The sequence below is a fragment of the Polyangium fumosum genome, from assembly GCF_005144585.1.
GTDB lineage: Bacteria > Myxococcota_A > Polyangia > Polyangiales > Polyangiaceae > Polyangium > Polyangium fumosum.
On record NZ_SSMQ01000028.1, the window covers coordinates 1 to 23,223 of the forward strand.

General features: G+C 70.0%; 15 protein-coding genes. 7 read left to right on the forward strand and 8 right to left on the reverse strand.

Annotation, left to right across the window (positions count from 1 at the left end; genetic code table 11):
* Nucleotides 1-1,452, forward strand: a 1,452-nt coding sequence (locus E8A74_RS25055; protein WP_136931594.1) for a L,D-transpeptidase, incomplete at its 5' end; no start/stop codon positions are given.
* A gap of 944 nt (nt 1,453-2,396) precedes the next feature.
* Here E8A74_RS25055 and E8A74_RS25060 read toward each other — a convergent pair.
* From E8A74_RS25060 to E8A74_RS25070, 3 genes are all read right to left on the reverse strand, one after another.
* Complete coding sequence (locus tag E8A74_RS25060) at nt 2,397-4,118, reverse strand: reverse transcriptase domain-containing protein (RefSeq protein ID WP_136931595.1); 1,722 nt, start codon at nt 4,116-4,118, stop codon at nt 2,397-2,399.
* A gap of 355 nt (nt 4,119-4,473) precedes the next feature.
* Nucleotides 4,474-6,582 carry an SWIM zinc finger family protein gene (locus tag E8A74_RS25065; protein WP_136931596.1) on the reverse strand — a complete coding sequence of 703 codons (2,109 nt, stop codon included), beginning with the start codon at nt 6,580-6,582 and terminating at the stop codon, nt 4,474-4,476.
* Complete coding sequence (locus E8A74_RS25070; RefSeq protein WP_136931597.1) at nt 6,579-8,285, reverse strand: hypothetical protein; 1,707 nt, start codon at nt 8,283-8,285, stop codon at nt 6,579-6,581. The genes E8A74_RS25065 and E8A74_RS25070 overlap by 4 nt, the downstream gene beginning before the upstream one ends.
* A 175-nt stretch (nt 8,286-8,460) precedes the next feature.
* Here E8A74_RS25070 and E8A74_RS25075 point away from each other — a divergent pair, with 175 nt between their 5' ends.
* The 5 genes from E8A74_RS25075 (at nt 8,461) to E8A74_RS25095 (ending at nt 13,919) form a co-directional block, all read left to right on the forward strand.
* Nucleotides 8,461-9,810 (forward strand): pectin acetylesterase-family hydrolase, encoded by a 1,350-nt coding sequence (locus E8A74_RS25075; RefSeq protein WP_170229352.1) that lies wholly within the window; start codon nt 8,461-8,463, stop codon nt 9,808-9,810.
* Between the two features lie 82 nt (nt 9,811-9,892).
* Nucleotides 9,893-10,489 (forward strand): LOG family protein, encoded by a 597-nt coding sequence (locus E8A74_RS25080; RefSeq protein WP_136931598.1) that lies wholly within the window; start codon nt 9,893-9,895, stop codon nt 10,487-10,489.
* A 34-nt stretch (nt 10,490-10,523) separates the two neighbouring features.
* On the forward strand, nt 10,524-11,810 hold the full coding sequence (locus E8A74_RS25085; protein WP_136931599.1) for an ABC1 kinase family protein: 1,287 nt from the start codon (nt 10,524-10,526) through the stop codon (nt 11,808-11,810).
* Nucleotides 11,811-11,863: 53 nt separating this feature from the next.
* On the forward strand, nt 11,864-12,448 hold the full coding sequence (locus E8A74_RS25090) for a hypothetical protein (RefSeq protein WP_136931600.1): 585 nt from the start codon (nt 11,864-11,866) through the stop codon (nt 12,446-12,448).
* A gap of 166 nt (nt 12,449-12,614) precedes the next feature.
* Nucleotides 12,615-13,919, forward strand: coding sequence for a sigma-70 family RNA polymerase sigma factor (locus tag E8A74_RS25095; RefSeq protein ID WP_136931601.1), 1,305 nt, complete (start codon nt 12,615-12,617; stop codon nt 13,917-13,919).
* 30 nt (nt 13,920-13,949) lie between these two features.
* On the opposite strand, the gene E8A74_RS25100 is transcribed toward E8A74_RS25095, so the two are convergent.
* Both E8A74_RS25100 and E8A74_RS25105 read right to left on the reverse strand, forming a co-directional pair.
* Nucleotides 13,950-14,753 carry an SDR family NAD(P)-dependent oxidoreductase gene (locus tag E8A74_RS25100; RefSeq protein WP_136931602.1) on the reverse strand — a complete coding sequence of 268 codons (804 nt, stop codon included), beginning with the start codon at nt 14,751-14,753 and terminating at the stop codon, nt 13,950-13,952.
* 75 nt (nt 14,754-14,828) lie between these two features.
* A complete protein-coding gene (locus E8A74_RS25105) occupies nt 14,829-16,310 on the reverse strand; it encodes a flavin-containing monooxygenase (protein WP_136931603.1) in 1,482 nt (493 codons plus the stop codon).
* A 111-nt stretch (nt 16,311-16,421) separates the two neighbouring features.
* Between E8A74_RS25105 and E8A74_RS25110 the strand changes: the two genes are divergently transcribed.
* Entirely contained in the window at nt 16,422-17,120 is a 699-nt protein-coding gene (locus E8A74_RS25110) for a TetR/AcrR family transcriptional regulator (protein WP_136931604.1), read from the forward strand.
* Here E8A74_RS25110 and E8A74_RS25115 read toward each other — a convergent pair whose 3' ends face one another.
* The 3 genes from E8A74_RS25115 to E8A74_RS25125 all read right to left on the reverse strand — a co-directional run bounded on the left by E8A74_RS25115 (nt 17,121) and on the right by E8A74_RS25125 (nt 23,140).
* Nucleotides 17,121-20,963 carry a serine/threonine-protein kinase gene (locus E8A74_RS25115; RefSeq protein WP_136931605.1) on the reverse strand — a complete coding sequence of 1,281 codons (3,843 nt, stop codon included), beginning with the start codon at nt 20,961-20,963 and terminating at the stop codon, nt 17,121-17,123.
* Nucleotides 20,964-21,083: 120 nt separating this feature from the next.
* Complete coding sequence (locus E8A74_RS25120) at nt 21,084-21,995, reverse strand: hypothetical protein (protein WP_136931606.1); 912 nt, start codon at nt 21,993-21,995, stop codon at nt 21,084-21,086.
* 146 nt (nt 21,996-22,141) lie between these two features.
* Entirely contained in the window at nt 22,142-23,140 is a 999-nt protein-coding gene (locus tag E8A74_RS25125; RefSeq protein ID WP_232379735.1) for a flippase-like domain-containing protein, read from the reverse strand.
* Nucleotides 23,141-23,223 lie beyond the last annotated feature (83 nt).

Sequence of the window (23,223 nt, forward strand, 5' to 3'; positions counted from 1 at the left end):
GCCGCCGCCCCCGCGACGGCCGCCGCGCCCACAGCCGCGCCCGCCGCCGCTCCCGCGCCCACAACCGCGCCCGCTGCGCCGCGCATCTGGTCGAAGGGGCGGTTTGCCTGGATCCACCCCGAGCCCGGCGCAAGCCGCGCCTGGATCGGATACCTCGCGCTCGGCAGCTCCGTGCCGCTCAAAGGCGGCAGCGTCGAAGCCGCGCACATCAAGGGGTATGGTGGCTGCGACGCCTGGTACGCCGTCGAACCACGCGGCTACGTCTGCGCAGGCGCCACCGCGACGATCGACGAAAAAGACCCGGCGATCGTCATCCTGCGGCGCGACGCAGCCGATGTGAGTTCGCCCTGGCCGTACCAGTACGGCGAATCCATTGGCGCTCCGCGTTATGACCACATCCCCACGCGCGCCGAGCAACACGAGGCGGAATGGGACCTCGAAAAACACGAGGCCAAGGTCGAAAAAGCACGCGCCGCCGCAGGGGACACGGCCGCGATCGCCGCGATCGACAAAGCCCTCGTCGGCGTCGACCTCGCCCCCTCCGGCGAGGGCCCGCCCGAGCTCGTGCCCTTTGGCCCGCTCGTCCGGGAAAACCGCAAGTTCGTCCAGCTCGGCTCGACGATCGCCTTCGTGCGGGCCTTCGAGTCCGGCGGTCGCACGTTCGTCCTCACGGCCGACCAGGCGATCCTCCCGAAGGATCGCCTCAAGCCTTACCCGCGCTCCACGTTCCACGGCGTGTCGCTCGGCGACGACGTGAAGCTCCCGCTCGCGTTCTTCCGCCAGAAGCCACGCCCGAAATGGAAACGCGAAGCCGAAGGCAAGCTCGTGCAGACCGACGAGACGTTCCCGCGGCTCGGCTGGGTCGGCCTCACCGGCACGCGGATCGAGCAAGACGGCAAGGCGTTCGTCGAGACGAAGGAGAGCGGCATCTACGTCCTCGCCGAGGACGCGCAGATCGTCGAGGCCGTCCCCGAGGCGCCCTGGCTCGCCGACAAAGATCCGACGAAGAGCAAATGGGTCGACGTGCGCGTCTTGAATGGCACGCTCGTCGCCTACGAGGGCCTACGCCCAGTCTATGCGACGATGATCTCCCCGGGCCGCGGCGGCGTGCCGTACCCAGGCATCGAACCGCTCAAGACCGCCTCCACGCCCGTCGGCCTCTTCCGCGTCGACGGCAAGTTCCGCACGGCGTCGATGGTGTCGAGCTCGGACGAGAACCTCGTACATGCCGAGGTGAACTGGGTCCTGAACTTCAGCGGCCCCCACGCGCTGCACGGCGCCTACTGGCACGACGCCTGGGGCGAGCCAAAGAGCGGCGGCTGCGTGAACATGGCGCCGATCGACGCCAAATGGGTCTTCGACTGGACCGACCCGACCGTGCCCGAAGGCTGGCACGGCATGCGCGCCGTGCAGGCCTTCGGCCAGAGCACGATCGTGCGGATCCGGCGGTAGAGCCGGCACGGCGTTGCGCCGGGGTTTCACCCCGGACCCCGACCAGGGGTTGTCCACCCCTGGACCCGGACCAGCCAGGGGCTGGACCCAGGCTCGATGAACTGCGCTCCGCGCAGTTCATCGAACAGGCCCGGTCAAGACCAGCAACGACCCTGCCAACCAAACCAGCCGCGTGGCGGGTTCGGCTGGCACCCTGGGTTCTTCGTCGGCCTGTTTGAAAAACTGCGCACCGCGCAGTTTTTCAACCCTGGGTCCAGCGCCTCGCTGGTCCGGGGTCGAGGGGGCGGACAGCCCCCCGCGGGGACCGGGGCAGCGCCCCGGGGCGGACAGGGCTCGCCTGGCCCCGTGCGCTTCGTCGAGGGGCTTGGATCACGGCTCGCCTGGCCCCGCGCGCGTCGTGACCACGGGAGGGACGGGGCGTCCTGCCAGGGAACATGGCGTGACCACCGGAGGATCACGGCTCGGCTTGGTGGGTACGGGGGCAGCGCGGGGGAGGATCGGAGCGTCCTTCGTGTGGGATGGACGCGGAGTGGGAGAGGGACGGGGTCACCTGGCCGCTATCGGTCGCGGAGCGGGGGTGGATCACGGCTCTGTGCATCGGTCTCCTCTCGAAGCCGCCTCGCTGGGGCTTTGCCCCAGGCCCCAGCAGGGGCTGTCCGCCCCTGCACCCGGACCAGCCAGAGGCTGGACCCAAGCTCGATGAACTGCGCGATGCGCAGTTCATCGAACAGGCCCGGTCAAGACCGGCAGCGGCGTTCCCCACCAAGACAGCCGCGCTGCTGGCTCGGCTGGCACCCTGGGTTCTTCGTCGGCCTGTTTGAAAAACTGCGCTCCGCGCAGTTTTTCAACCCTGGGTCCAGCGCCTCGCTGGTCCGGGGTCGAGGGGGCGGACAGCCCCCTGCGGGGTCCGGGGCAGCGCCCCGGGTGCGGCGCTTCCTCGCGTGTCAGCGCGGAATTTCGAGGAATGCCTTTGCGAGTTGCATCGCTCGCTCGGGGTCGACCATGTTCAGGTAGGCGATCTTCCCCTGCAGATACGCTTCGAAGTGGGGGATGTTCTCGCGGTTTTGCGCGGCGAGCCCGGTCTTCTTTGCGGCGTGCAGGATTGCGCGGAGCTTGCGGACCTCCTCGCGTGGCATCCCGAGTTTGTCGTTCACCACGATCCCGGTGACCTCTTGCCGCCCGCCTGCGTGCTGCACGCGCCCCTTCTTCGGGTTGATGGCAAACCCCTCCTCTTGCACGATGTGCCGCACCCGCGCGAGCAGGATTCCGAGGTCGCCCCGACCCTTCTTCTGGCCGCCCTTGCCGTCGTCCACGACCTCGTTTGCCGCGGAGAATGTGAGGTCGTCTGCGTACCGCGTGTACGTCCAGCCCATCTTGCGCGTCATGCCTGTGAGACGCCGATCGAGCTTGCGCGCGACCAGGTTCGAGATTGCTGGGCTCGTGCATGCGCCTTGCGGCAATCCCCGCTCGCCCACGGCCACCCAGTATGTCGTCCCGTCGTACACGACCTTCCGGCGCGGCGACTCCGTGCAGAGCAGCGCGAAGATCGTGGCCACTGCGGGCGAGTACCCGATCGACTCGAAGAGCCCGCGCACGCGGCCGAACGTGATCGTCGGGAAGAAGTCCGAGAGATCGAGGTTCACCACGATCCCGCGGCCGAGGTGGGCTCGCGCGTTCGTCACCGTCGAGCGGCCCTTCACGAACCCGTGTGCCTCGGCCTCGATCGAGAGCTTTGCGAGCACGTTCTGGAGGATCCACTGCTGCGCCTTCGAGAGCGCCTCGTGCGGCGCCGAGAGCAAGCGCATGCCGCCCGAGCGCTTGGGTACCTCGAAGTACACGTAATGCGGCTTCTCGACCGCGTCGTTGTGGTAGCAGAGCCAGCGCAGACGCGGGATCGGCAGGCCCAGCGCCTTCGCGACCTCCGCCGGCGTCGAGAGCAAGGGCAACCCCTGCTTCTGCAACGACTCGACGTTCGCGCGCCGATCGCCGAGGCTGCCGGACACGCCGCGGCCGAGGAAGATGATGTCTTCGGCGCGACGCTTGGCGACGGCTTCCGCGTGCTTCTTCTTGCGCTCGGCCGCGAGGCGCTTCTTCTCCGCCTTGCGCTCGGCCTTCTGGCGGCGCAGCTCCTCGATCGCCTCGTCGGCCTTCTTCCGGGCCACGGTGGACGCCAGGCTCGTGGCCTCGTTGTGCTTGAGCCAGAGATCACCGACGCGGTGGATCTCCTCGATCTGCGCCTCCGTGAGCAAACCGCGCAGGATGAGGCCCCGATCGATCAGCGCCGTGCGCTCGTCGCTCTGCGGCGGGATCGTGTCCACGCGCCCGATCCACGCCGTCTGGTACGGGTTGATCTTGAGCGCGCGCTTGCGCATCTCGTCCGCCGACAACCCGAGGATCCCCGACGTGTCGTACGGGTCCTTCGGCTTCGGTTTGTCCTTCTTCTTCGCCGCAGGCGCGGGGCTCGTCGAGGTAAACGTCGCGACGGCGGTCGTCGCGCTCCCCGTCGCAGCTCCCGTCGTCGTCGACTTGGTCGACGATGACGATGAGGACGAGGTCGTCGAAGCCGATGCCGCCTTCGGTTTGTCGTCCGGCTCGTTTTTCCCGGGCTCGCCCTCGCCGGGTTTGCCGGTGCCGATGAAGGACTTGACTTTGTCCCAGAAGCCCACGGCAACTCCCGCTAGATCGAGGTTGCGATGCGCATCGCCCGAGAGCTCGGGCGAGCGACCCTTGATGCACCGTTCGACGCGCCGTCCAGCCCTCCAAGGAAGCCCGTCCGCCCGACTACTCGCCTAGGACCACGTCCGATCACCGAGGCCCTAGGCCCCCTACCGGCATCCAGACCCAAGGGTCCGCTGAGTGGATGCTGGTAGGGGGCTTTAGGGCCAAAAGAACATCGGGCGCGGGGACGCATGGGGGAACGAACTCCGCCACGGCGGAACGCCGCAGCATGGTGGGCTCGGGCGGACGGACCTCCTTGCAAGGCTGGACGCGAGCGCGTCGAACGAGACGACAAGACCATTCCTACAACGACTTCCTACCCAGAAGCCAGGCCAGACAGAGGACGGATGCGCGCTCGGCGCGGAACCGATCCGCGACGCGCTTCACCTCGGCGAGCACGTCGGGCGGGAGCGCGAGCCGCTCCTCCACGGCGTCCGCCGGTACACGTGTGGCAAGGGAACGCGCGAGCGTGACATCCGCGAGCGCGAGCGCCGTGGTCCACGATCGCTCCGCCTGGATCCGCGGCATCGCCACGTCCCACGCCTCCTCCAGCACCCGCGACACCGTGGTGTTTTTCCGGTTCGCCACCTTGCGGATGTCGTCGAGGATCTGGCGGGGGATCGGGAAGCTCTCGCCCGACGACCACTTCGACGCCTTCGGCGCCTCGGGCGCGGGCTCGGGCTTCGGCGCCTGCGGCAGGGCGCGGCTCGAGAGCACCATCTTGAGCGCGAGCAAATGCCGGCAAGGCCCGGCCCGAAGGCCACTCTTGTAGAAGTACGAGCACGAGCACTTCGCCTTCTTGATCGCGAGGTCCTCGTCGAAGATCGCCTCGCACGCCGTGCCCTTCGCCTTGCCGACGACCGCGCGCCGGCCGTCGGAGAGGAGCTCGTCCCGATCGATCGTCACCGCGTTGCTCCGGGCCATCGCGCGGCCCTCGACGAGCTCCGGGTGCTCCGGCCCGAGGAAGGCCTCGCTCAGCACGGCGGGCATCACCTGCCGGTAGCGATACACCTGATCGGCGTGGTCGAAGATGAGCTGTCCGCGCTTCGCGAGCAGGTGCAGCGCGGGCACGAGGCTCTCCTCGGACGCACCCGTCGCCGCGGCGATCGCGGGCAACGTCGCGCGCTGCTCGTTCTGGAGGAACCGATCCGCCTGCAGCATCGTGCGCGCATCCGGCTCGGTCGCGCCCGCGAGCAGGTCGAGCCCTGAGCCGCTCGTCCAGTCGTTGGTGGTCCACCCGCTCAGCGCGAGCACGAGCCGCATGTCGCCCATGTGCGCGATCCAGATGCTCGGCAGGCCCGATCCGAGCAGCCGCACCTCGACGCGATCCGTGAGCGGCAGGACGCGGGCGAGCGCGAAGAGCCGCCGCCGGCCCCAGATCTTGACCTCCTCGGTGATCTCGCGACCCGCGGGCGCCGAGCGATACGGGCCCAGCTTGCCGCCCGCGCTGCTCCCGCCGATCTCGAGCCCGCCGTCGTACACCGGCCCGCGCGACGGGATCTCGATCCCCCACGGATCGAGGATGATCTTCGGCGCCTTGCCCGGCGTGAGCACGAACCGGATGCTGCGCGGCCCGGTCTTCTCGCGGTGGCGCTTCAAATGCGCGAGGATCGCGTACACGACCTCGACGGGCAGATCCACGCGGCGGCTCGGCAGGCACGTCGAGGCCTGGATCTGACCGAATCCACGCAGCCACGAGGGCGGCAGATCGATCTTCTCTTCGCGGTAGTCCGCCACGCCCTCGACCTTCACGTCGAAGCCGGTCGGGTCCACGGACAGGCGCGTCTTCCGGTAGCTCCGCAGCGTCTGGAAATGCTCGTAGAGCGCGATCGAGTAATCGACGTTCGTCGTGCCGAGCCCCGCCTCCTGCGCGCCCACGAACGAGTCGCGGTCCACGGACAAACAGCCGTAGCTCGACTCGTCCTTGGAGAAACACTCGAAGAAGACCACGTCGGGCGCGACGGTCACGACCGGGTCGCACGGCACGAGGTGGCGGAAGAGCTCCGGATCGTGCCGCGCCAGCTCGTTCGCCCACTTGACGCGCGCGTCCCAGTAGAGGCGATGCATCTTGCGGAAGTCGCGATCGAGGTTCGGCGGGATCGGCTCCTTCGCGAGCCGCGCGAGCTCGGCGCGCTTCGCCTGATCGAAGAGCTGCGCCTTGAGCTGCGCCTCGCGCTCTTCTTCGGCCTTCTTCCACGCCTGGTACGCGGTCTTGTCTTTCTTCCGGAACTTGAGGTCGCCGACGACCACGTCGTGCAGCGCGCTCATGGCCTCGCGAAAGCGGATCGCGTCCTTGAGCTCGGCGTCGAAGAAGGTCTTCGGCCGCGCGAGGTTCGGGGAAAAACGCACGAGCAGGCTCTGCGCCGCCCCGAGCACGCCGCTCTTGCCCAGATAACGGAGGTCGACGTTCACGCCCTCTCCTCCTGGAAAAGCGAGAGCTCCGGCAACTTGCGCCCGATCGCGCTGCGAAGCGCCGGCGCCTGGAACGCCGCGCGCGAGACGGCCGCGAGCGCCGCGCGCCGCTCCGGCGGCCGCACGCTGCGCAGCGCATACCCGAGCAGCCCCACGAGCGGCTCCGCCTCGGCCGGATGTTCCACGATACGCGCCGCGATCTGCGAGAGCGCCGTGCGCTTCTGCTTCGAGCCGCGGTGCACCGCGAGGATCGTCGTCGCCCAGATCCGCTCGAGCGTCGCCGGACCGAGCGCCTTCTCCCGCTGCACGAGGTGCGCGAGCAAGAACGCGCGCACGTCGTCGTAGGGGCTCTCCGAGAGCGCCGACCAGAGCGCCGGATCATCCTTGAAGCGCACGTCGCGCTCGAAGAGCTGCAGGGCCTCGCGGCGCACGTCGTCGTAGCGCGCGTCCACGAGATCCCGGACGTGTGTCATGCGCGCCTCCTTGGCGGTCGAGAGGATCGACACGACCCACTTCGCCGCGGCCTCACGCACGCGCGGCGCGCGCGCCGTCGCGAGGCGCAACGTCGCCTCGATCGCCTTGATCCCAGCCGCCTTCTTGGTCATCGCCCAGTCGAGCCCGAGCTCGGCGACGGGCGCGACCGGCGAACACGCGAGGTCCACGCACTGATCGAGCGTGAGCCGCGCGGGCGAGACGTGCTTCTTGATGGCCTCGCAGAGGAAGCCGAGCGCCGTCGGGTTGTCGATCTGGAGCAGCTCCAGCCACTCGGCCACCGTGAGGCTCGAAATGCCCTCGGCCGTGCGCAGGAGATCGGCCGCGAAGATCTGCACCTCTTCGTTCGGGTTCGCGATGAGCGGGCGCAGGCGCGCCATCGTCAGCGCGCCGAGCTCACGCGCGTACCCGGCCTTGAGGAGCTCCACCGCGAACACGCGCACCGTGCGGCCCTTCGCGCTCGTCACGAGCGCGAGCACGTCCTCGAAGCAGCCCTGCCACGCCTCGGGCCAGAGCGGCGCGGGGGCGAGCTCGGCGAGCGAGTGATCCTTCGCGACGCGGATGCCATCCGGGAGCCGATCGAGCGCGGCCGCGCCGTGGTAGAGCACGTGGAGCAAGCTCCACGCGTCGAGCAGGCGCTCGGGTTTGTCCAGATGATCGTCGCGGTAGAGCACGAGCGCCTTGCGGATCGCCTTGCCGTACCGGACGGGGTCCTTGCGCCCGACGTCGCGGAAGTAGCGCAGGACGCGGCGGCGCAGGTAGTTGCGCGTGGCCTTCGAGAAGTGCGGCGCGCTGTCGTTGCGGCCCCCGAAGTGGGCCGGGTGGTTGCCCGTGCCCACGAGGACACGCACCTTGCGCGACTGCTGGCTCGACCCGTCGTAGCGCGACTTCTCCACGAGCTTGCGCTGCACGAGCCTGTCGAAGGCGACCATGAAGTGGCCGAGGAGCTCGTCGTCGTGCGCCTTCTCGGCGAGCTTGAAGAGGCTCTTCACGAGCGGCCGGTGGTGCGGCCTGTCGCAGCCGTCGGCGATGTACGCGAGCAGCGTGCGGCGCGCGAAGGGCCGGCTGTCCTTGAGCCACCGTTCGGCGAGCGATTTGAGCTTCTTGCCGGCCGTGAGCGAGAGGACCTCGTCGACGAAACGGTCGTCCCCCGACTCCCAGTATTCGTCGAGGAGCAGGTTCGATCCGGCCCTCGTGCGCGCGTTCGCCATGCGAGGGTCGAGACGATAGGCAAGTCGGGCGCGCGAGGTCAAGGGGCACGGCCTTCGGGGCTCCACACCACGGACGCCGCCCCGCCCCTTTCCACCCCCGCTTTTAATCTTCCACCCGAACGGTTCGTCCACGATCCGCGTTGAGCGCGCGCGATCAATCCTTTACCGTGGCTCCATGAGAGCGCTTCGATTCTCACCCAGCACGCTTGCCATTCCTCTCGTCTCGCTCCTCGCCGCGGCCGGCTGCGGCGGCGGAGACGGCGATGCCGATCAACTCTTCACGAGCACGTCGAGCTCGAGCGGCGGCACGTCCGTGGGCGGCTCGGGCGGCGCCGGCGGGGACGGCGGCGGAATGGGCGGCACGGGCGGAGACGGCGGGAGCGGCGGCGCCGGCGGGGACGCCGGGGCGGGCGCCGGTGGAATGGGCGGCTCCGGTGGGACGGGCGGCTCCGGCGGCGGCGGGCCCGCGTGCGCGCCCGAGGGGCCGTTCGACGGCGCGCCCGTCGAGGCGCAGGCCGGGCAATGGACGTGGGTGCCGGTCCCCGAGGCGAAATGCCGGGGCGGCAGCTCCACCGGCTTCGGCGTCCGCATCAACCCGCAATCGACGAAGCTCGTCATTTTCCTCGAGGGCGGCGGCGCGTGCTTCAACGGCACGACGTGCAACCTGAACCCGAGCTCCTACGGGCAGAACAACTTCGACAACTGGAAAAACGGCGGCGGGAAGAACGGCATCTTCAGCACGGTGGAGGAAGAAAACGCCGTGAAGGACTGGAGCTTCGTCTACGTCCCCTATTGCACGGGCGACGTGCACGCCGGCAATGCCCCGGGCGCCGACGTGCCGGGCGGGCTCTCCCCCAAGGGCCAGCAGTTCGTCGGGTACGCGAACATCGGCCATTACCTGAAGCGCATCATCCCCACGTTCAAGAACGTGACCGAGGTCCTGCTCACCGGCGTGAGCGCGGGCGGGTTCGGCGCGTTCTACAATTACGACCGCGTGGCGCAGGCGTTTTGCCCCACGCCCGTCGCGCTGATCGACGACTCGGGCCCCCCGATGGGCGACACCTACATGGCGCCCTGCCTCCAGAAGCGCTGGCGCGATCTCTACAACTTCCCGGACACGCTCCCCGCCGACTGCGTCGAATGCACGCTCCCGAACGGCGGCGGCCTCGCCAATGCCTGGAAGCTCCTCGGGAAGAAATACCCCGAGGCCTCGCTCGGGCTCATCTCGTCCGACAAGGACAACACGATCTCGCAGTTTTACGGCTACGGGAAAAACGACTGCCAGAACATCGACGGCCTCTTCCCGACGGCGCTCTCCGGCGCCGAATACACCGCGGGCCTCGAGGAGATCCGCGAGAGCTTCCTCCAGCAATCACCCGCGTGGAGCAGCTATTACGTGAGCGCCACGACCCACACCTATCTCGGCGGCAACGGCTATTACAACACCAACGTGGATGGAACGCCCATGTCCGAGTGGGTGAAGGGCATCGTCGACGGCGCCGCGGCCACCCACATCGGGCCGTAGCGAAACGACACGCGGAGCAACTTTCCGCCCTTACCGAATTTTCCGGATGCCAGGGCCGGCGCCCTGGACTATGTTCCGCGGCATGAACAGCACGCGCACCTATTTCCGCCGCGTCGCGGTCTACTGCGGGTCCTCCGGCGGCGTCGGGACCCATTACCTCGACGCCGCCCGCGCAGCCGGCGCCTTCCTCGCCGAGCGCGGCATCGACCTCGTCTACGGCGGCGGCCGCGTCGGCATGATGGGCGCCGTCGCCGAAGGCGCGCTCATGAAGGGCGGCCGGGTTTACGGCGTGATCCCCGAGAAGCTCAAAGCCCGCGAGCTCGCGCACGAGGGGCTGACGGAGCTCTTCATCGTCGATAGCATGCACGCCCGCAAGACCATGATGGCCTCCATGGCCGACGCCTTCGTCGCCCTGCCCGGCGGCTGGGGCACGCTCGAGGAGGTGTTCGAGGTCGTGACGTGGTCCCAGCTCAACTATCACAAGAAGCCGGTCGGCCTGCTCAACGTGCGCGGCTACTACGACCACCTCGTCGCGTTCCTCGATCACGCCATGACCGAGGGCTTCATCCGCCCCATTCACCGCCCGCTCTGCGCGTCGGCCGATACGATGGACGCGTTGCTCGACCGCCTCTCGAAGCTCCAGATCCCCGATATCGGCCGGTGGATCGACAAACCTTGAACCACCCCCGCCCGCGCCCCACACCTCCGCCCCGATGACCGACGAACGAAAGATCCCGGAAGGACGCCTGGGAAGGCTCGCGCGGCTCGCCGCCGTCGGGGCGCGCACGGGCGCGAGCTTGATCCGCGGGACATCGGCCGCCGACGCCGCCGCGAGCAAGGCCGCGGAGATGCTCGGCACGCTGCGTGGCCTCGCCGCCAAGGCCGGCCAGATGGCGAGTTACGTGGACGGCATGGTCCCCGAGGGGCAACGCGAGGCCTACGAGACGGCCATGCGCAAGCTCCGGAACGCCGCGCCGACCTCGTCCCCCGCCGCCATCCGCGCGCGGGTCGAGGAGGACCTCGGGGCGCCGATCGACAAACTCTTCGCCGAATGGGACGAGCAGCCGTTCGCGAGCGCCTCGATCGGCCAGGTGCACCGCGCGCGGCTCGACGACGGGCGCGAGGTCGCCGTGAAGGTGCAGCACCCGGGCATCGAAAAGGCCGTCGAGAGCGACCTCGAGAATGCCGATGTCCTCGGCGGCATGGTCGCGGTGCTCGGGCCGAAGCGCCTGGAGCCCAAGGCCGTGCTCGCCGAGCTCCGGGCGCGCTTCCTGGAGGAGCTCGATTACGAGCTCGAAGCCCGGAGGCAACGCGCGTTCACGGCGCTGCACGCAGGTGATCCGGCGATCCGTATTCCCGAGGTCATCCTCGAACGATCGAGCAAGCGCGTGCTCACGAGCGAGCTCGTGCACGGAAAAGCCCTGGAAGAGGCCTGCGAGGCGGACCTCGTGATCCGGGAGCGGTATGCCGACACGCTCTGGCGGTTCGTCTTCAAGGGCAACCTCGTCGGCGGCATGTTCAACGCCGACCCGCACCCGGGCAATTACCTGTTCCAGGACGACGGCTCGATCATCTTCCTCGATTTCGGCTGCGTGCAGCCCATCGAGGGCGAGCGGCTCACGCTCGCGCGAAACCTCCACCTCGCGGCCTTGCGCCGGGACGAAGAGGCGTTCGGCGAGATCGCCACGAAGATCCTGCTCACGGAGGGCGGGGTCTACGAGCGAATGGCGGTCGCGTACTCGCGCCGCTGCTTCGAGCCGATCTTCGGCTCGCCCTACCGGATCACGCGGGCGTACGCGGCGAGCCTGGTCGAGGGCATCAAGGAGATGAAAAACGAGGTGCTGTTCAAGAAGGACGGCAACTTCGTGCAGCTCCCGCCCGGCATGCTCTTCATGAACCGGCTGCAGTTCGGCTTTTATTCGGTCCTCGCGCGCCTCGACGTGAGCCTCGATTACGCGGCCGTGGAGGAGACGTTCCTGCGCGAGGCGGGGTTCGTCTGATGCTGGGCCGTTGCGAGACGCGCCCTTTGGCTTATCCTCCGCCGAGGTCCGTGATGCCCAGGCTCTCCCTCTCCTTCGTCGCGCTCGCCCTCCTCGCGCCGGCCTCCTGCGGGTACGAGGAGCCGAACATGCCCTCCCAGGAGGCGCTCTACGACGAGCCCGGGAGGCCGAACGACTTCTTCCTGCAGGGCTCGGGCGGGCACGTCGTCCACGCGACGATCGGCGAGGGGACGGCGATCGGGCCGGTCGTGAACGTCGGCCTCTACGCCGAGGACGACGGCAAGGCCCTGCGCGGCCTCGTGCTCGGCAAGACGCTGAGCGCCTCCGTCCGCGGCGCCGAGGTCGAGGGGCTGTGGGGCGCGGAGCCCCTGCGGCTCCGCGTGACGCGCGTGGAGAAGCGGCAGCACGTCGAGGGGCTGCTCCGCGGACGCATCACCGATCTCTGGATCGGGTCCGAGGCGCTCACCGGGACCGTCGGCCTCTGCGGGTTCGATCTCGCGCGGCGCGGGCACATTTACGAAGGGTCGCTACGTTGTGGGGGTTCGATGGAGCTCGTGAGCGTCCGGATCCCCGAGACGTTCGCCGGCTGGGGCGAGACCGCCTCGGCCGTGATGGTGGCCATGCTCCTGACTGGCTGAACGCCCGCACATCATTCGTATTCGACGGCTGGGATGGTTCCCTCGCCCGCGATTCTTTTGTGCGCCCCCCTTTCGGAGGCGCGAGGGATGCTTATGTTCCCCAATCCCGGCGAGCACCACCCTCCGCCGCGTCTTCGCCGGGCAGGACGCGGGTCTGGAGACCACATTGAACAAACTCAGGATCGCGGGCCCCGCGAAGGAGCCCGCACGCACGCGTCGTCCGCGCACGCGCAAGGCCCCCACGCCCCCGGCGCCTCGCGCGGCTCCGATCCAGGACGCGACCGATCTCTATCTGCGGGGGCTCGAAGCAAGCCAGCCGCTCACGCGCGAGGCCGAGGCCGAGCTCGGGCGTCGTATCGTGGACGCCGAGCGCGACGCGCTGTCCGCGCTCGTACGCTCCTCCGCGAGCGTGCACGCGCTCGCCGCGATGGCGGCGGAAATTCAGTCTGGCCAGACAAACCCGCGGGATCTCCTCCTCAACGGGGAGGCCCCGGACGCGGCGGACAGCACGCGCCGCCTCGTCGACGCGCTCGAACGGGCGCGCGCGCTCGCCGAAGGGCCGGAGAGCGACGCCGCGCTGCCCACGGATCTCGCGGATGCCTTCGACGCGCTCCGGGTCGACCCGACGTTCGTCGAGCGCCTCGATCAGGCGCTCGTGGCCCGCGCGAAGGCCACCCACGCCGAGGAGCTGGCGCGCATCGAAGAGGCGCGTGATCGCTCCGCAAAGGCGCGGGCGCGGGCGGCGCACGAGAAGGGCGAGCTCGTCCGGGCGAACCTGCGCCTCGTCGTCGCGACGGCGCGCCATTATTCGAACCGCGGCGTCCCCCTGCTCGACCTCGTGCAGGAGGGCAACCTTGGCCTCATCCGGGCCGCCGACAAGTTCGACTATTCACGCGGGTATCGGTTCGGCACGTATGCGGCGTGGTGGATCCGGCAATCCATCGAGCGGGCGCTCCTCTACCAAGGCAAGGACGTGCGCATGCCGGTGCACCTCACGGCGAGCCGGCGGCGGGTCCTCGGCGCGGAGCGGGCGCTCTCGCAGAAAAACGCGCGATTGCCCTCGCAGGAGGAGATCGCGGAGAGTTCGGGCGTGCCGCTCGACAAGGTCCAGGCGGTCCGCGCGCTCTCGTTCATGCCGGTCAGCCTCGACGCGCCCATGGGCGATGAGGGCGATTTCCGCTTCGGCGACACCCTGGCGAGCGAGACGGACGCGCCCGACGAGGCGCTCGCGCGGACGCGCATGCGCGAGGCCACGAGCGAGATGCTGGAGACGCTCACGCCCCGCGAGCGTGAGGTCCTGCGGCTCCGTTATGGGCTGACGGGCGAGGACGACCATACCTTGGAGCAGATCGGCCGCTCGTTCTCGCTGAGCCGCGAGCGAATTCGGCAGATCGAGTCGAAGGCGCTGGAAAAACTCCGCACCTGGTCCGAGGAGCGGGGGCTCGGTTCTTATCTCGAAGGTTTGCGCTGAAGGCCGAGCTCGTCCATCGAGGGCGGGCCTTCAGCGCTTCGCCCGCAGATTCACGCCGAAGCTGATGAGCTTGCGGAACGAGCTCGGCAACGCGCGCTTCATCCTCCAGAGCCAGCGCGCGTCGGCCATGGGCACCGCATACAGCTCGTCGTGCTCCACGGCCGCGAGCGCCGCGAGGACCACCTCCTCGACCGGGCGCCCGCCCGCCATGAGCTGGTCTGCCATGGTGCGGGTCTCTTGATCCGCGAAGCGACCCGAATTCACGATGTCTGTCTTGAAAAACGTCGGACAGAGGACGGTCACGCCCACGCCCGTGCCGTCGAGCTCCACGGCCAAGGTCTCCGAGATCGCGATGACGCCCGCCTTCGCGGCGTTGTAGGCGGCCATGCGCGGCGCGCACAAAAGGCCTGCGGCGGAGGCGACATTGAGGATGTGGCCGGCGCCCTGCTTTTTCATGCGGGGAACGAAGGTGTGGCAGCCGTGGATCACGCCGAAGAGATCGACCTCGATCGTCCAGCGCCAATCCGCGAGCGAGAGGTCCCCGACGAGCCCGCCGCTGCTGACGCCGGCGTTGTTGACCAGGAGGTCGACGGGGCCCTCGCAAGCGTTCGCGAGCGCCTCCACGTCCTCGATTTTCGTCACGTCGCAGCCGAGCGCCGTGGCCGAGGCGACGCCGCGGGCGCGGGCGAGGCGGGCCGTCTCCTCCGCCGCGCCGGGCTGAATGTCGGAGAGCACGAGCCGCCCGCCGCGCGCCGCGAGCTCCAGCGCGAGCGCGCGGCCGAAGCCGCCCCCTGCCCCGGTGATGACGCTGCATCCCGATGATCGAAGTCCCATGAAGTTCTCCTCGTCCTCGTCTCGTGATCTCGTGCCCGCATGAAAACCCGACCCGCGCCGATCCGTCAATGGCGCTCACGCCATCGGGACCACCTCGTAGGGTGCGGGATCGAAGCGCCGCGTCCGCAGGCGATACTCGAACGTGAAGCCCGGCCAAAGCGTGGTGTTCTTGCCGCTCCGGGTCTGGTACCAGCTCACGCATCCGGTCGACCAGACCGTGCGCGGAAAACGCGCCTGGAGCTTGCGGTTCTCCTCGGCCTGCGCCTCCGGCCGCACGTCGACGAACTTCCAGCGCCGCGCCCGCATCGCCTCGATGCAGCTCATGACGTAGGCCGCCTGGGACTCGATCATGAAGACCATCGAGCTGTGGCCGAGGCCGACGTTGGGCCCGACGATCAGGAAAAAATTGGGAAACCCCGCGATCGTCGTCCCGAGATACGCCTCGGGCCCGTCGCGCCACGCGTCGTTCAAATCACGCCCGCCGCGCCCGCGAATCTCGAACGGCGCGACGGCCTCCGCCGCCTGGAACCCGGTCGCGAGGATGAGCGTATCGACCTCGCGGACCCCCCCGTCGCTCGTCCGCACGCCCTCCGCCTCGATCGCCTCGATGGGATCGGTGACGAGCTCGACGTTCGATCGAAGGAGCGCGGGGTAATAATCGTTCGAGAGCAGGACGCGCTTGCAGCCCATCGTATATCGCGGCGTGAGTTTTTCCCGTAACACGGGATCGGGCACACTCTTCGCGAGGTACATCCGCGCGAGCCGCTCGGCGAGCTTCATGATGCGCGGCTCGGCGACGAACCCGAGCGCGAAGAGCTCGTGCCACCAGTATTGCCGCAGGCGGGCCATCCGCTGGAGGAGCGGCACACGGGCGAACCATTGGCGCTCGCGGGGCGTGATCGCCCGGTCTTGTTTCGGCAGGATCCACGGCGGCGTGCGCTGAAAGAGGTGGAGACGCCCGACCTTCGGCGCGATGGCTGGCACGATCTGGATCGCGCTCGCCCCGGTGCCGATGACCGGCACCGTCTTGCCGTCGAGATCCGCATGTTCGTCCCAGCGCGCCGAATGGAAGGTTTTCCCGCCGAACGCGCCGAGGCCGGGGATGTCCGGGAGCGCGGGGCGGTTGAGGCCGCCGCAGGCCGAGACGACCACGCGCGCCATCGTCGTGCCGCCGTCGCTCGTCTCGACCCGCCAAACCCCTGCCCGCTCGTCGAACGTGGCGCGTCGGACCTCGGTGTTCAGGCGAATGTGGGGGAGCAAGCCGTACTTGCGGGCGCAGGCTTCGAGGTAGTCGAGAATCTCGGCCTGCGGCGCGAAGCTGCGCGTCCAGCGCGGGTTCGGCTCGAACGAGAACGAGTAGAGGTGCGATTCGACGTCGCACGCCGCGCCGGGGTAATGGTTGTCGCGCCAGGTGCCGCCGACGCGCCCCGCCTGCTCGAAGAGGATGAAATCGTGGATGCCGGCCTGCTTGAGCCGGATCGCCATGGCCAGGCCCGCGAAGCCGCTGCCGACGATGACGATGGGGCTGACCGAGCCCGAAACGCGCGCGCGCTGCATGGCTGTTGACTCCGGTTCAGTAGTGCATCCGAAGATACCGCCTGTTGAACTGAAGTCAACAAGAAAGCCGACGATTGAACATCCGAGGCGCCGGAGGTATAGGCTCGCCTCATGAAGAGCCGAGCAAGGCCGAGGCCGGCGGCGCGGCCCCCGGCGGACGCCGAACGAGGGCCCGCCCCGCGCGCGCGGCTCGAGGTCGACGAGCGCCGCGCCCAGCTCCTCGCGCTCGGCCTGTCGATCTTCAGCGAGCGGTCCTACGACGAGATCTCGATCGACGACATCGCGCGCGCCGCGGGGGTCTCGAAGGGGCTGCTTTATCATTATTTCCCGACGAAGCGCGATTTTTACGTGGCGGCCCTGCGCGCGGCGTCGAAGGAGCTGCTCGACGAGACCCTCGGCACGGCGCCGGACGCCTCGCCCGAGGAGAAAGTCGAAGAGGGCGTGCGGACGTACCTCGCGTACGTGGAGCGACGCGGGGCCGCCTACGTCGCCCTGATGCGGGGCGGAATCGGCTCGGATCCGGAGGTCGCCGCGGTGCTGGAGGAGACGCGCGCGACGTTCCTCGGCCGCATCGTCGCGGACCTGCCCCCCGAAGCCACGGGCCCGCTCGTCCACACCACGATGCGCGGCTGGATCGGCTTCGTGGAGGCCGCCTCGATCGACTGGGTGGCGCGGAGATCCGTGCCGATCGAGCAGATCGTCGCGCTCGCGAAGGTGCTGCTCTTCGACGCGCTGCGCGCCGCGACGGCGTTTTCCCTGGCGAACGAGCCCGCCCCGCCCAAGAAAAAGCGGCCCGCGAAGGCGCGCTGATCAGAGCCACGCGGTCGCGAGCGAGCGGGCGCGGACGTTCTCGGGCACGGCCTGGAGGTAATGCGAGCGCAGCGCCTCGTCCGGGATCTCCGCGGCGCGGGCCTCGATCCGATGCACCACGTCGCGCAGGGCCCGCGAGGCTTCTTCCATCTCGCCCTCCTCGGCACACGCCTCGGCCATAACGAGCCGCGCCTCAATCTCGACGTACCCACCGCCGTCCTTGCCGAGCGCAGCGCCGATCTCCCGGGCGAGCGCGCGCGCCTCGTCCGCCTTTCGCAAAAGGAAAAGGCAACGCACGAGGAGCGTGGTGATCCAGAGCTTGCGCAGCGGGACCCGCTGGCAAAGGGCGAGGGCCACGCGCGCCTCGCGGACGGCGTCCTCGTACACGCCGCGGTGGAGCAGGATCTGCGCCCGAAGGCCACGCGCCCAGCCGCGATATCCGTCGCTCACGCCCGCGGCCCCGAGCACGCGCTCGGCGATGCTCTCCGCCTCGGCCCATTTCGCCGGTTCGCCGAAGCCGACGAGCAGCGCCGCGAGGTGGAGCTCCGATTGCAGGAGCGCAAACGGCCCACGAATGCGGCGCGCGTGATCGACGGCGGCCCGCAACGCGCGCTCACCGGCCTCGCGTTCGCCGATCTCGCCGAGGGCCTGGCCGAGCCGGTTCAACGCGGTGATGTGGTTGCGCGCGTCACCGATGGCCTCGAACGCGGTGACGGCCCGGCGCGTGAGCTCGAGCTGGCGGAACGGGGCGCGCTCGAAGGCGCGGAGCTCGTCGCTCTGCCCGATCGCCAAGGAGCCGGCGAGGTCGAGGTCGAGCGCGGGCATCGAAGCAGCGAGCCGCTCGGCCCGGTCGAGCAGGGCGCGGCAGAGCTCGCGACGCCCGTACGACGTGAGCAAGGAGGCGGCGAGCGGGGCCCATAACAGGTAATCCCGGCGCGCGTCGGGCTCGGGCTCGAAGTGGACGAATCGGCCGGCCATGCGGAGAAAATCCTCCTCCGCGCCGACGACGAGCGAGGCCCACGTGCCGTGAAAGAGGAGCAAGCACGCCCAGCGGCTGCCGTGCGCGACGAGCGGCAACGCCGAGACGCTCGCCCGGTGCGCGGCGTCGAGCTCCGAGCGCCAGCAATGCGCCATCGCCGAGAGCGCCTGCAAGTTGCCGAGGACCTCGCCCGAGGCGCCACAGGAGATCCCGCGCTGCGCGCAGAGGAGCGCGCCGGAAAAGTCGTCGCGGTCGAACGACTGGCCGCCGGCGCGGAGGTAATGGGCCGCGGCGTTCTCGGGGTCGCGGCCGCGCTGGAAATGCTCGGCGAGGACGAGCGCGTCGGGCTCGCCGGCGCGCTTCAACCACGCCCCGGCGAGCCGGTGGCCGAGGTGCCGGTCTTGATCGGTGAGCATGGCGTACGCGCCCTCGCGGATGATCGCGTGGCGGAACGCGTACTCCTCCTGTCCGGCGAACCTCGAATGCAGCCGCCGCGTGACGAGCTCGCGCGCGCAGAGCTCCGCGAGCGAACCGGCGAGCGGCTCGCCGTCGCCGAGCAGCTCGCGGAGGCCGCTCTCCCAGAACGCCTCGCCGAAGATGCTCGCGGCCCGGAGCAGCCGCCGCGACTCGGGCGCGAGCGCGGAGAGGCGCGCCTCCACCATGCCGAGCACCGTGTCCGGCAGCTCTCCGCCCCGACCGTCCGCGACCGCGCGGATGAGCTCTTCCAGGAAAAACGCATTTCCTTCCGCGCGCTCCACGAGCGCCGCGCCGCGCTCCGCCGCGACGTCGCCGCCGAGCACGGCCGACACGAGCTCCGTCGCGGCGCGCCGTGGCAGCGGTCCGAGCCGGATCTCCTGCACGTTCCGGCCCGCCCACAGGCGCGGGAAGACCTCGTGCACCGCGGGTCGCGCGAACGCGAGCACGACGAACGGCACATCCGTGAGATCACGCAGCGCGGCGTCGAGGATCTTGAGCGACGGCGCGTCTCCCCAGTGCAGATCCTCGAGCACCACGAGGATCGGCCGCGTGGCCCCGACCGCCGCCGTGAGCGCGCGGTACGCCGCCTCGATCTGGTCGGCCATGAGCTGCGGGTTTTGACGCGCCGCGCGCAGGCGTGGCCTGCCCTCGTCGGGGAAGGGCGCGCCCGCGAGTTCGCCGAGGAACTCCATGATCGTGCGTCGCTCCGCCTCGTCGGCGAGGACCGACGCGAGCAGCTCGATCTTGCGGCGCTGCGCCTCGATCGGCTCGCCCGCCGAGATCTGCAGGATGTCGCGCAGCGCGCCCGAGAGCAGCGAGAAGGCCGATCCGGCGCCGATCGCGTCGGGCCGCGCGAAGGTGCACACGACGTTCGTGTGGCGCTCCTTGACCACCCGCAAAAGCTCTTGCCGGAGGCGCGATTTGCCCATCCCCGGCGGCGCCGTCACCAGCACGGCCGAGGGGCATCGTTCGTCGAAGCTCTCGTCCACGAGGTCGAGGACGTTCCGAAGCTCGCGGTCGCGGCCCACGAAGGGGCTCGGCCGGCCGAGCAAGGTGCGGCTCTCCTGCCCCGTCCGGCGCTCGCCACGCAGCGCGATCCGCCCCTCTTGCTCGACCAGATCAAAGCGGGCGTCGAGCAGCGCGCGTGTGTTGTCGTCGATCCGGACGGGCGCGCCGTCCTCTTGCGCCGAGAGCGCCTCGTCGAGCAGCGCCGCCGCGCGTTCGAGCGCCTCGCCCACGGGCAGGCGGTTCGTCGACTCGCCGCGCCCGGTCACCAGGACGACGGCCGCCTCGGGCGCCGCGAGCTTCATCCACGTCGCGCAACGCGCCGCGTTCGCCGCTTGGTCCACCACGCTGCCCTCGCCGAGCAGCACGGCCACGACCGCGCCGGACGAGAGCTCCTCGACCCGCGCGCCGAGCGGCAGCGCCACGCGCCGCACCGCCGCCACGAGGTCCCGCGGCGCCTCGCGATCGAGCGGCGGCGAGACCGCCACGATCGAGACGAGCCGCCGCTCCGTGCCCGTGAGCGACGCCCGCCAAGGCTCGCCGGTCGAGACGGGCAGCCTCGCGGTCGCGTCGATGCGGTCGAGCATCTCGCGCACCGCCGCGCCGTCCTCGGGGCGCACCTCCGGATCCTTGGACAACAAACGATGGACGAGCGCCGCGAGCGGCTCGGGCGCGTCCGGGCGCAGATCCCGAAGGCGCGGAGGATCTTCGAGCAGGAGCTTCGCGAGCAGGGCCATCGGGTGCGCGCCCTGGAACGCGGGTTTTCCCGACAAACATTCGAACAGGACACACCCGAGGGCGAACACGTCGGCCCGCGCGTCGGCCTCGCGATCGCCGCGCGCCTGCTCCGGGGCCATGTATCCCAGCGTCCCCAGGATCGAGCCCGTCCGGGTGAGCGCGTCCGTCCCGCCGCTCTGCGCGATGCCGAAATCGACGATCTTCACGCGATCGGGCGCGCCGCCCACGAGGAACAAGTTGCTCGGCTTGACGTCCCGGTGGACGATCCGCCGCGCGTGCGCCGCGCCGAGCGCATCCGCGATGTTGCGGGCGAGGGACCAACTCTCCTCGATGCCGAGCGCGCCCCGTTCGAGGCGCGCGAGCAGGCTCTCGCCTTCGAGCCATTCCATCGCGAGATAAGGTTCACCCGACGCGGCAATGCCATGCGCCACGTAACGCACGACGTGCGGGTGCTCGAACGTCGAGAGGATACGCGCCTCCTTCAGGAAACGCGGGCCCGACTCCCCCTCGGGGTCACGCAGGACCTTGAGCGCCACGGGCTCCCCCGTGATCCGGTCGACGGCGCGCCACACCGTCCCCATCCCTCCAGATCCGGCCCGCCTCCCGAGCACGAACCGATCGTCCAGCACCTCACCGGATCGCATTGGGATTCAGGATACCCCGGAGAACCGGCGTATACAAGTTCGCTCGCCGGGCGGACGAGCGAACTATCGCTCCCATTCCATTCTTTTTTCCGTCGGGAGGCGGCCGCGCGACCAGGACGTTCAGGGCAGGCTCGCCATTTCAATCGGCTTGCGGCACGCGGCGAATCCGCCCGCGCAATGCCCCGACTGGAACATCGGGCCCCGCGGCGCGCTCGTGCCCGGCCAAAAGCCGGCCGCGCCCCAGCGGCCGTCGAAGCGAAACGCCCGCCCCGCGAGCGCGCTCTCGGGCACGTCGTCGAGCCGCGAGAGCCCGCCGCCCTCCCACGTCCGCCACGGCCGATCGGCGCACGCGGCGAGATCGTCACACGACGAGGCGGCCGATTCGAACCACGCGAGGTCCGAGCGGTCGGCATACGTCGCGTGGGTCCCGCGCGCGGACAAAACGACGGGATGCTCCCCCTCCTTCCGGAGCCGGGACCATGCGAAATAAGGCCCGGGATTGTTGTCCTCGTGCCGGGCGAGATACGCGCCGAGCGGGCGGCCCGCCTCGTCGAGGCGCACGGTCATGTGCTCCCAGTCGCTCTCGTGCTGGAAAATCAGCGGACCGTCGTTGTACGGGTAATAAAACCAGTATTCGAGGTGAATCCCGCCGCTCGCCCGCGGATAGACGTCGACGTAGGTCACCCAGTCCTCAGGGCGCTCGCTCCCTTGGCGCACGTCGTCGTCGAACGCCCTGCGCGCGCGGCGCACGCGCGCGGCGCCCTCCACGAAATCGGACCGTTCCATGACCCACGGCACCGACGCCGGGCGCGCGCGATCCTCGCGGTCGAGGAGGACAATGGGAGCGAACGTGCGTGCGAGCTCGGCCTCCCGCTCGTCCGAGAGCCCATCGCCGTCGCGATCACCCGACGCGAGCGGCGCGGGCGGCGTGCCGACGGCGGCGTAGACCGGATCCATCCACGCCTCGCGCAAATCGCGCGCGCGCCCGCTGCCGAGCTCGCAGCCGGCGAGAGCGAGAAAGAGGACGGACACGGCCGCGAGCCGGGGATGGCGGCGCGCCCTCCGGGGCGAGAAAACAAGCGGGACGAACGGCATGAGGCGGGCAACCTTTGCACGCACCTCCCCCTCGTCGCAAGACCGGCCTGGACGTTATCGCGAAGGGATTGCACGTTTTGATTTCAATGCTCGGGCTGCTCGTCCGGCGGCGCGGGCGCTCTCCATAAAAGTGGCACGAGCGCGCCCACCGCCACGAAGAAGGCCTCGAGCGCGTGCCCGAGCAGCGCGATGGCGAGGGCCTGGGGCACCGTCGCTCCGAGCACGTCGGCGCTCCACGCGAACGCCCCCTCACTCACGCCCACCTGCGCGGGGACGAACGCGCCCACGGCGAGCGCGACCATGCTCGCCCCCTCGGCCACGAGCGCGCGCGAAACGCCCGTCGCCGCGCCCACCGCGCGAGCCAGGATTGCATATTGCGCGACCTGGATCACGCGGCCGAGGAGCATCGCGGCGATCGGCCCGGGCGGCAGGAGGCTCGTCTCGCGGGCCCGCGCCTGCATGGCATGGACATGCGCGCCCGCTCGCCGCGACAAACGCCCGGCGATCGCGCCGAGCCACGGCGCGCGCATCGCCACCCGGATGCCCGTCCCGGCCGTGATAAGCAGCCCGGCGTGGAGGACGAGCGCCATCGTGATCGGCGAGGCCCCCGAAATCACGTACGCCGCGGCCGCGCAAGGCACCGAGAGGATCCCTCCGCTCACGAGGGTCACGGCTTGCCCCGTCGCGGCCGCCGCCGTCGCCGCCGCCGGACCTGCCCACGGCGCGAGCAAGGCCGCCTTCGTGGCCTCGGCCGCCGTCCGTCCGGCGGGCGCGATCGACGAGACGGCCCGCGCCACGAGCGCCGCGCGCACGAGGACCCGAACGGGCAGGCATTTCCCTGCGGCCGGACCATAGGCCGCGTACGTCGCGAGCGCGTCCGTCCCGATGCGCGCCGCTTCGAGCCCCACGACGAGCGGCAGCCACGGCGCCGCGTCGCGCAGAATCTGGCAAAGCGCCTCCGCGCCCACCTGCCGCACGAGCGCGCCCACGATCCCGATCCCGAGGGCCGCGAACGCGAGGCGCACGCCCCAGCGGAGCGCGGAGAGCGCCGCCGTCCGCTCCAGCCTTTCGTGTCGCTCCACGTTCCCCCCGCGAAACCAGGCGAGGCGCTCGCGCGGCCTCGTCCTTGGCTCTCGCTACGGACGTGCCAGCGCCGCGCGCCTTC

What these genes read in the sequence shown, in the direction of transcription:
- E8A74_RS25110 (WP_136931604.1), top strand. Translation starts at nt 16,422, where the DNA reads ATGAAGAGCCGAGCAAGGCCGAGGCCGGCGGCGCGGCCCCCGGCGGAC.
- E8A74_RS25085 (WP_136931599.1), top strand. Translation starts at nt 10,524, where the DNA reads ATGACCGACGAACGAAAGATCCCGGAAGGACGCCTGGGAAGGCTCGCG.
- E8A74_RS25115 (WP_136931605.1), bottom strand. Translation starts at nt 20,963, where the DNA reads ATGCGATCCGGTGAGGTGCTGGACGATCGGTTCGTGCTCGGGAGGCGG.
- E8A74_RS25075 (WP_170229352.1), top strand. Translation starts at nt 8,461, where the DNA reads ATGAGAGCGCTTCGATTCTCACCCAGCACGCTTGCCATTCCTCTCGTC.
- E8A74_RS25105 (WP_136931603.1), bottom strand. Translation starts at nt 16,310, where the DNA reads ATGCAGCGCGCGCGCGTTTCGGGCTCGGTCAGCCCCATCGTCATCGTC.
- E8A74_RS25070 (WP_136931597.1), bottom strand. Translation starts at nt 8,285, where the DNA reads ATGGCGAACGCGCGCACGAGGGCCGGATCGAACCTGCTCCTCGACGAA.
- E8A74_RS25100 (WP_136931602.1), bottom strand. Translation starts at nt 14,753, where the DNA reads ATGGGACTTCGATCATCGGGATGCAGCGTCATCACCGGGGCAGGGGGC.
- E8A74_RS25080 (WP_136931598.1), top strand. Translation starts at nt 9,893, where the DNA reads ATGAACAGCACGCGCACCTATTTCCGCCGCGTCGCGGTCTACTGCGGG.
- E8A74_RS25090 (WP_136931600.1), top strand. Translation starts at nt 11,864, where the DNA reads ATGCCCAGGCTCTCCCTCTCCTTCGTCGCGCTCGCCCTCCTCGCGCCG.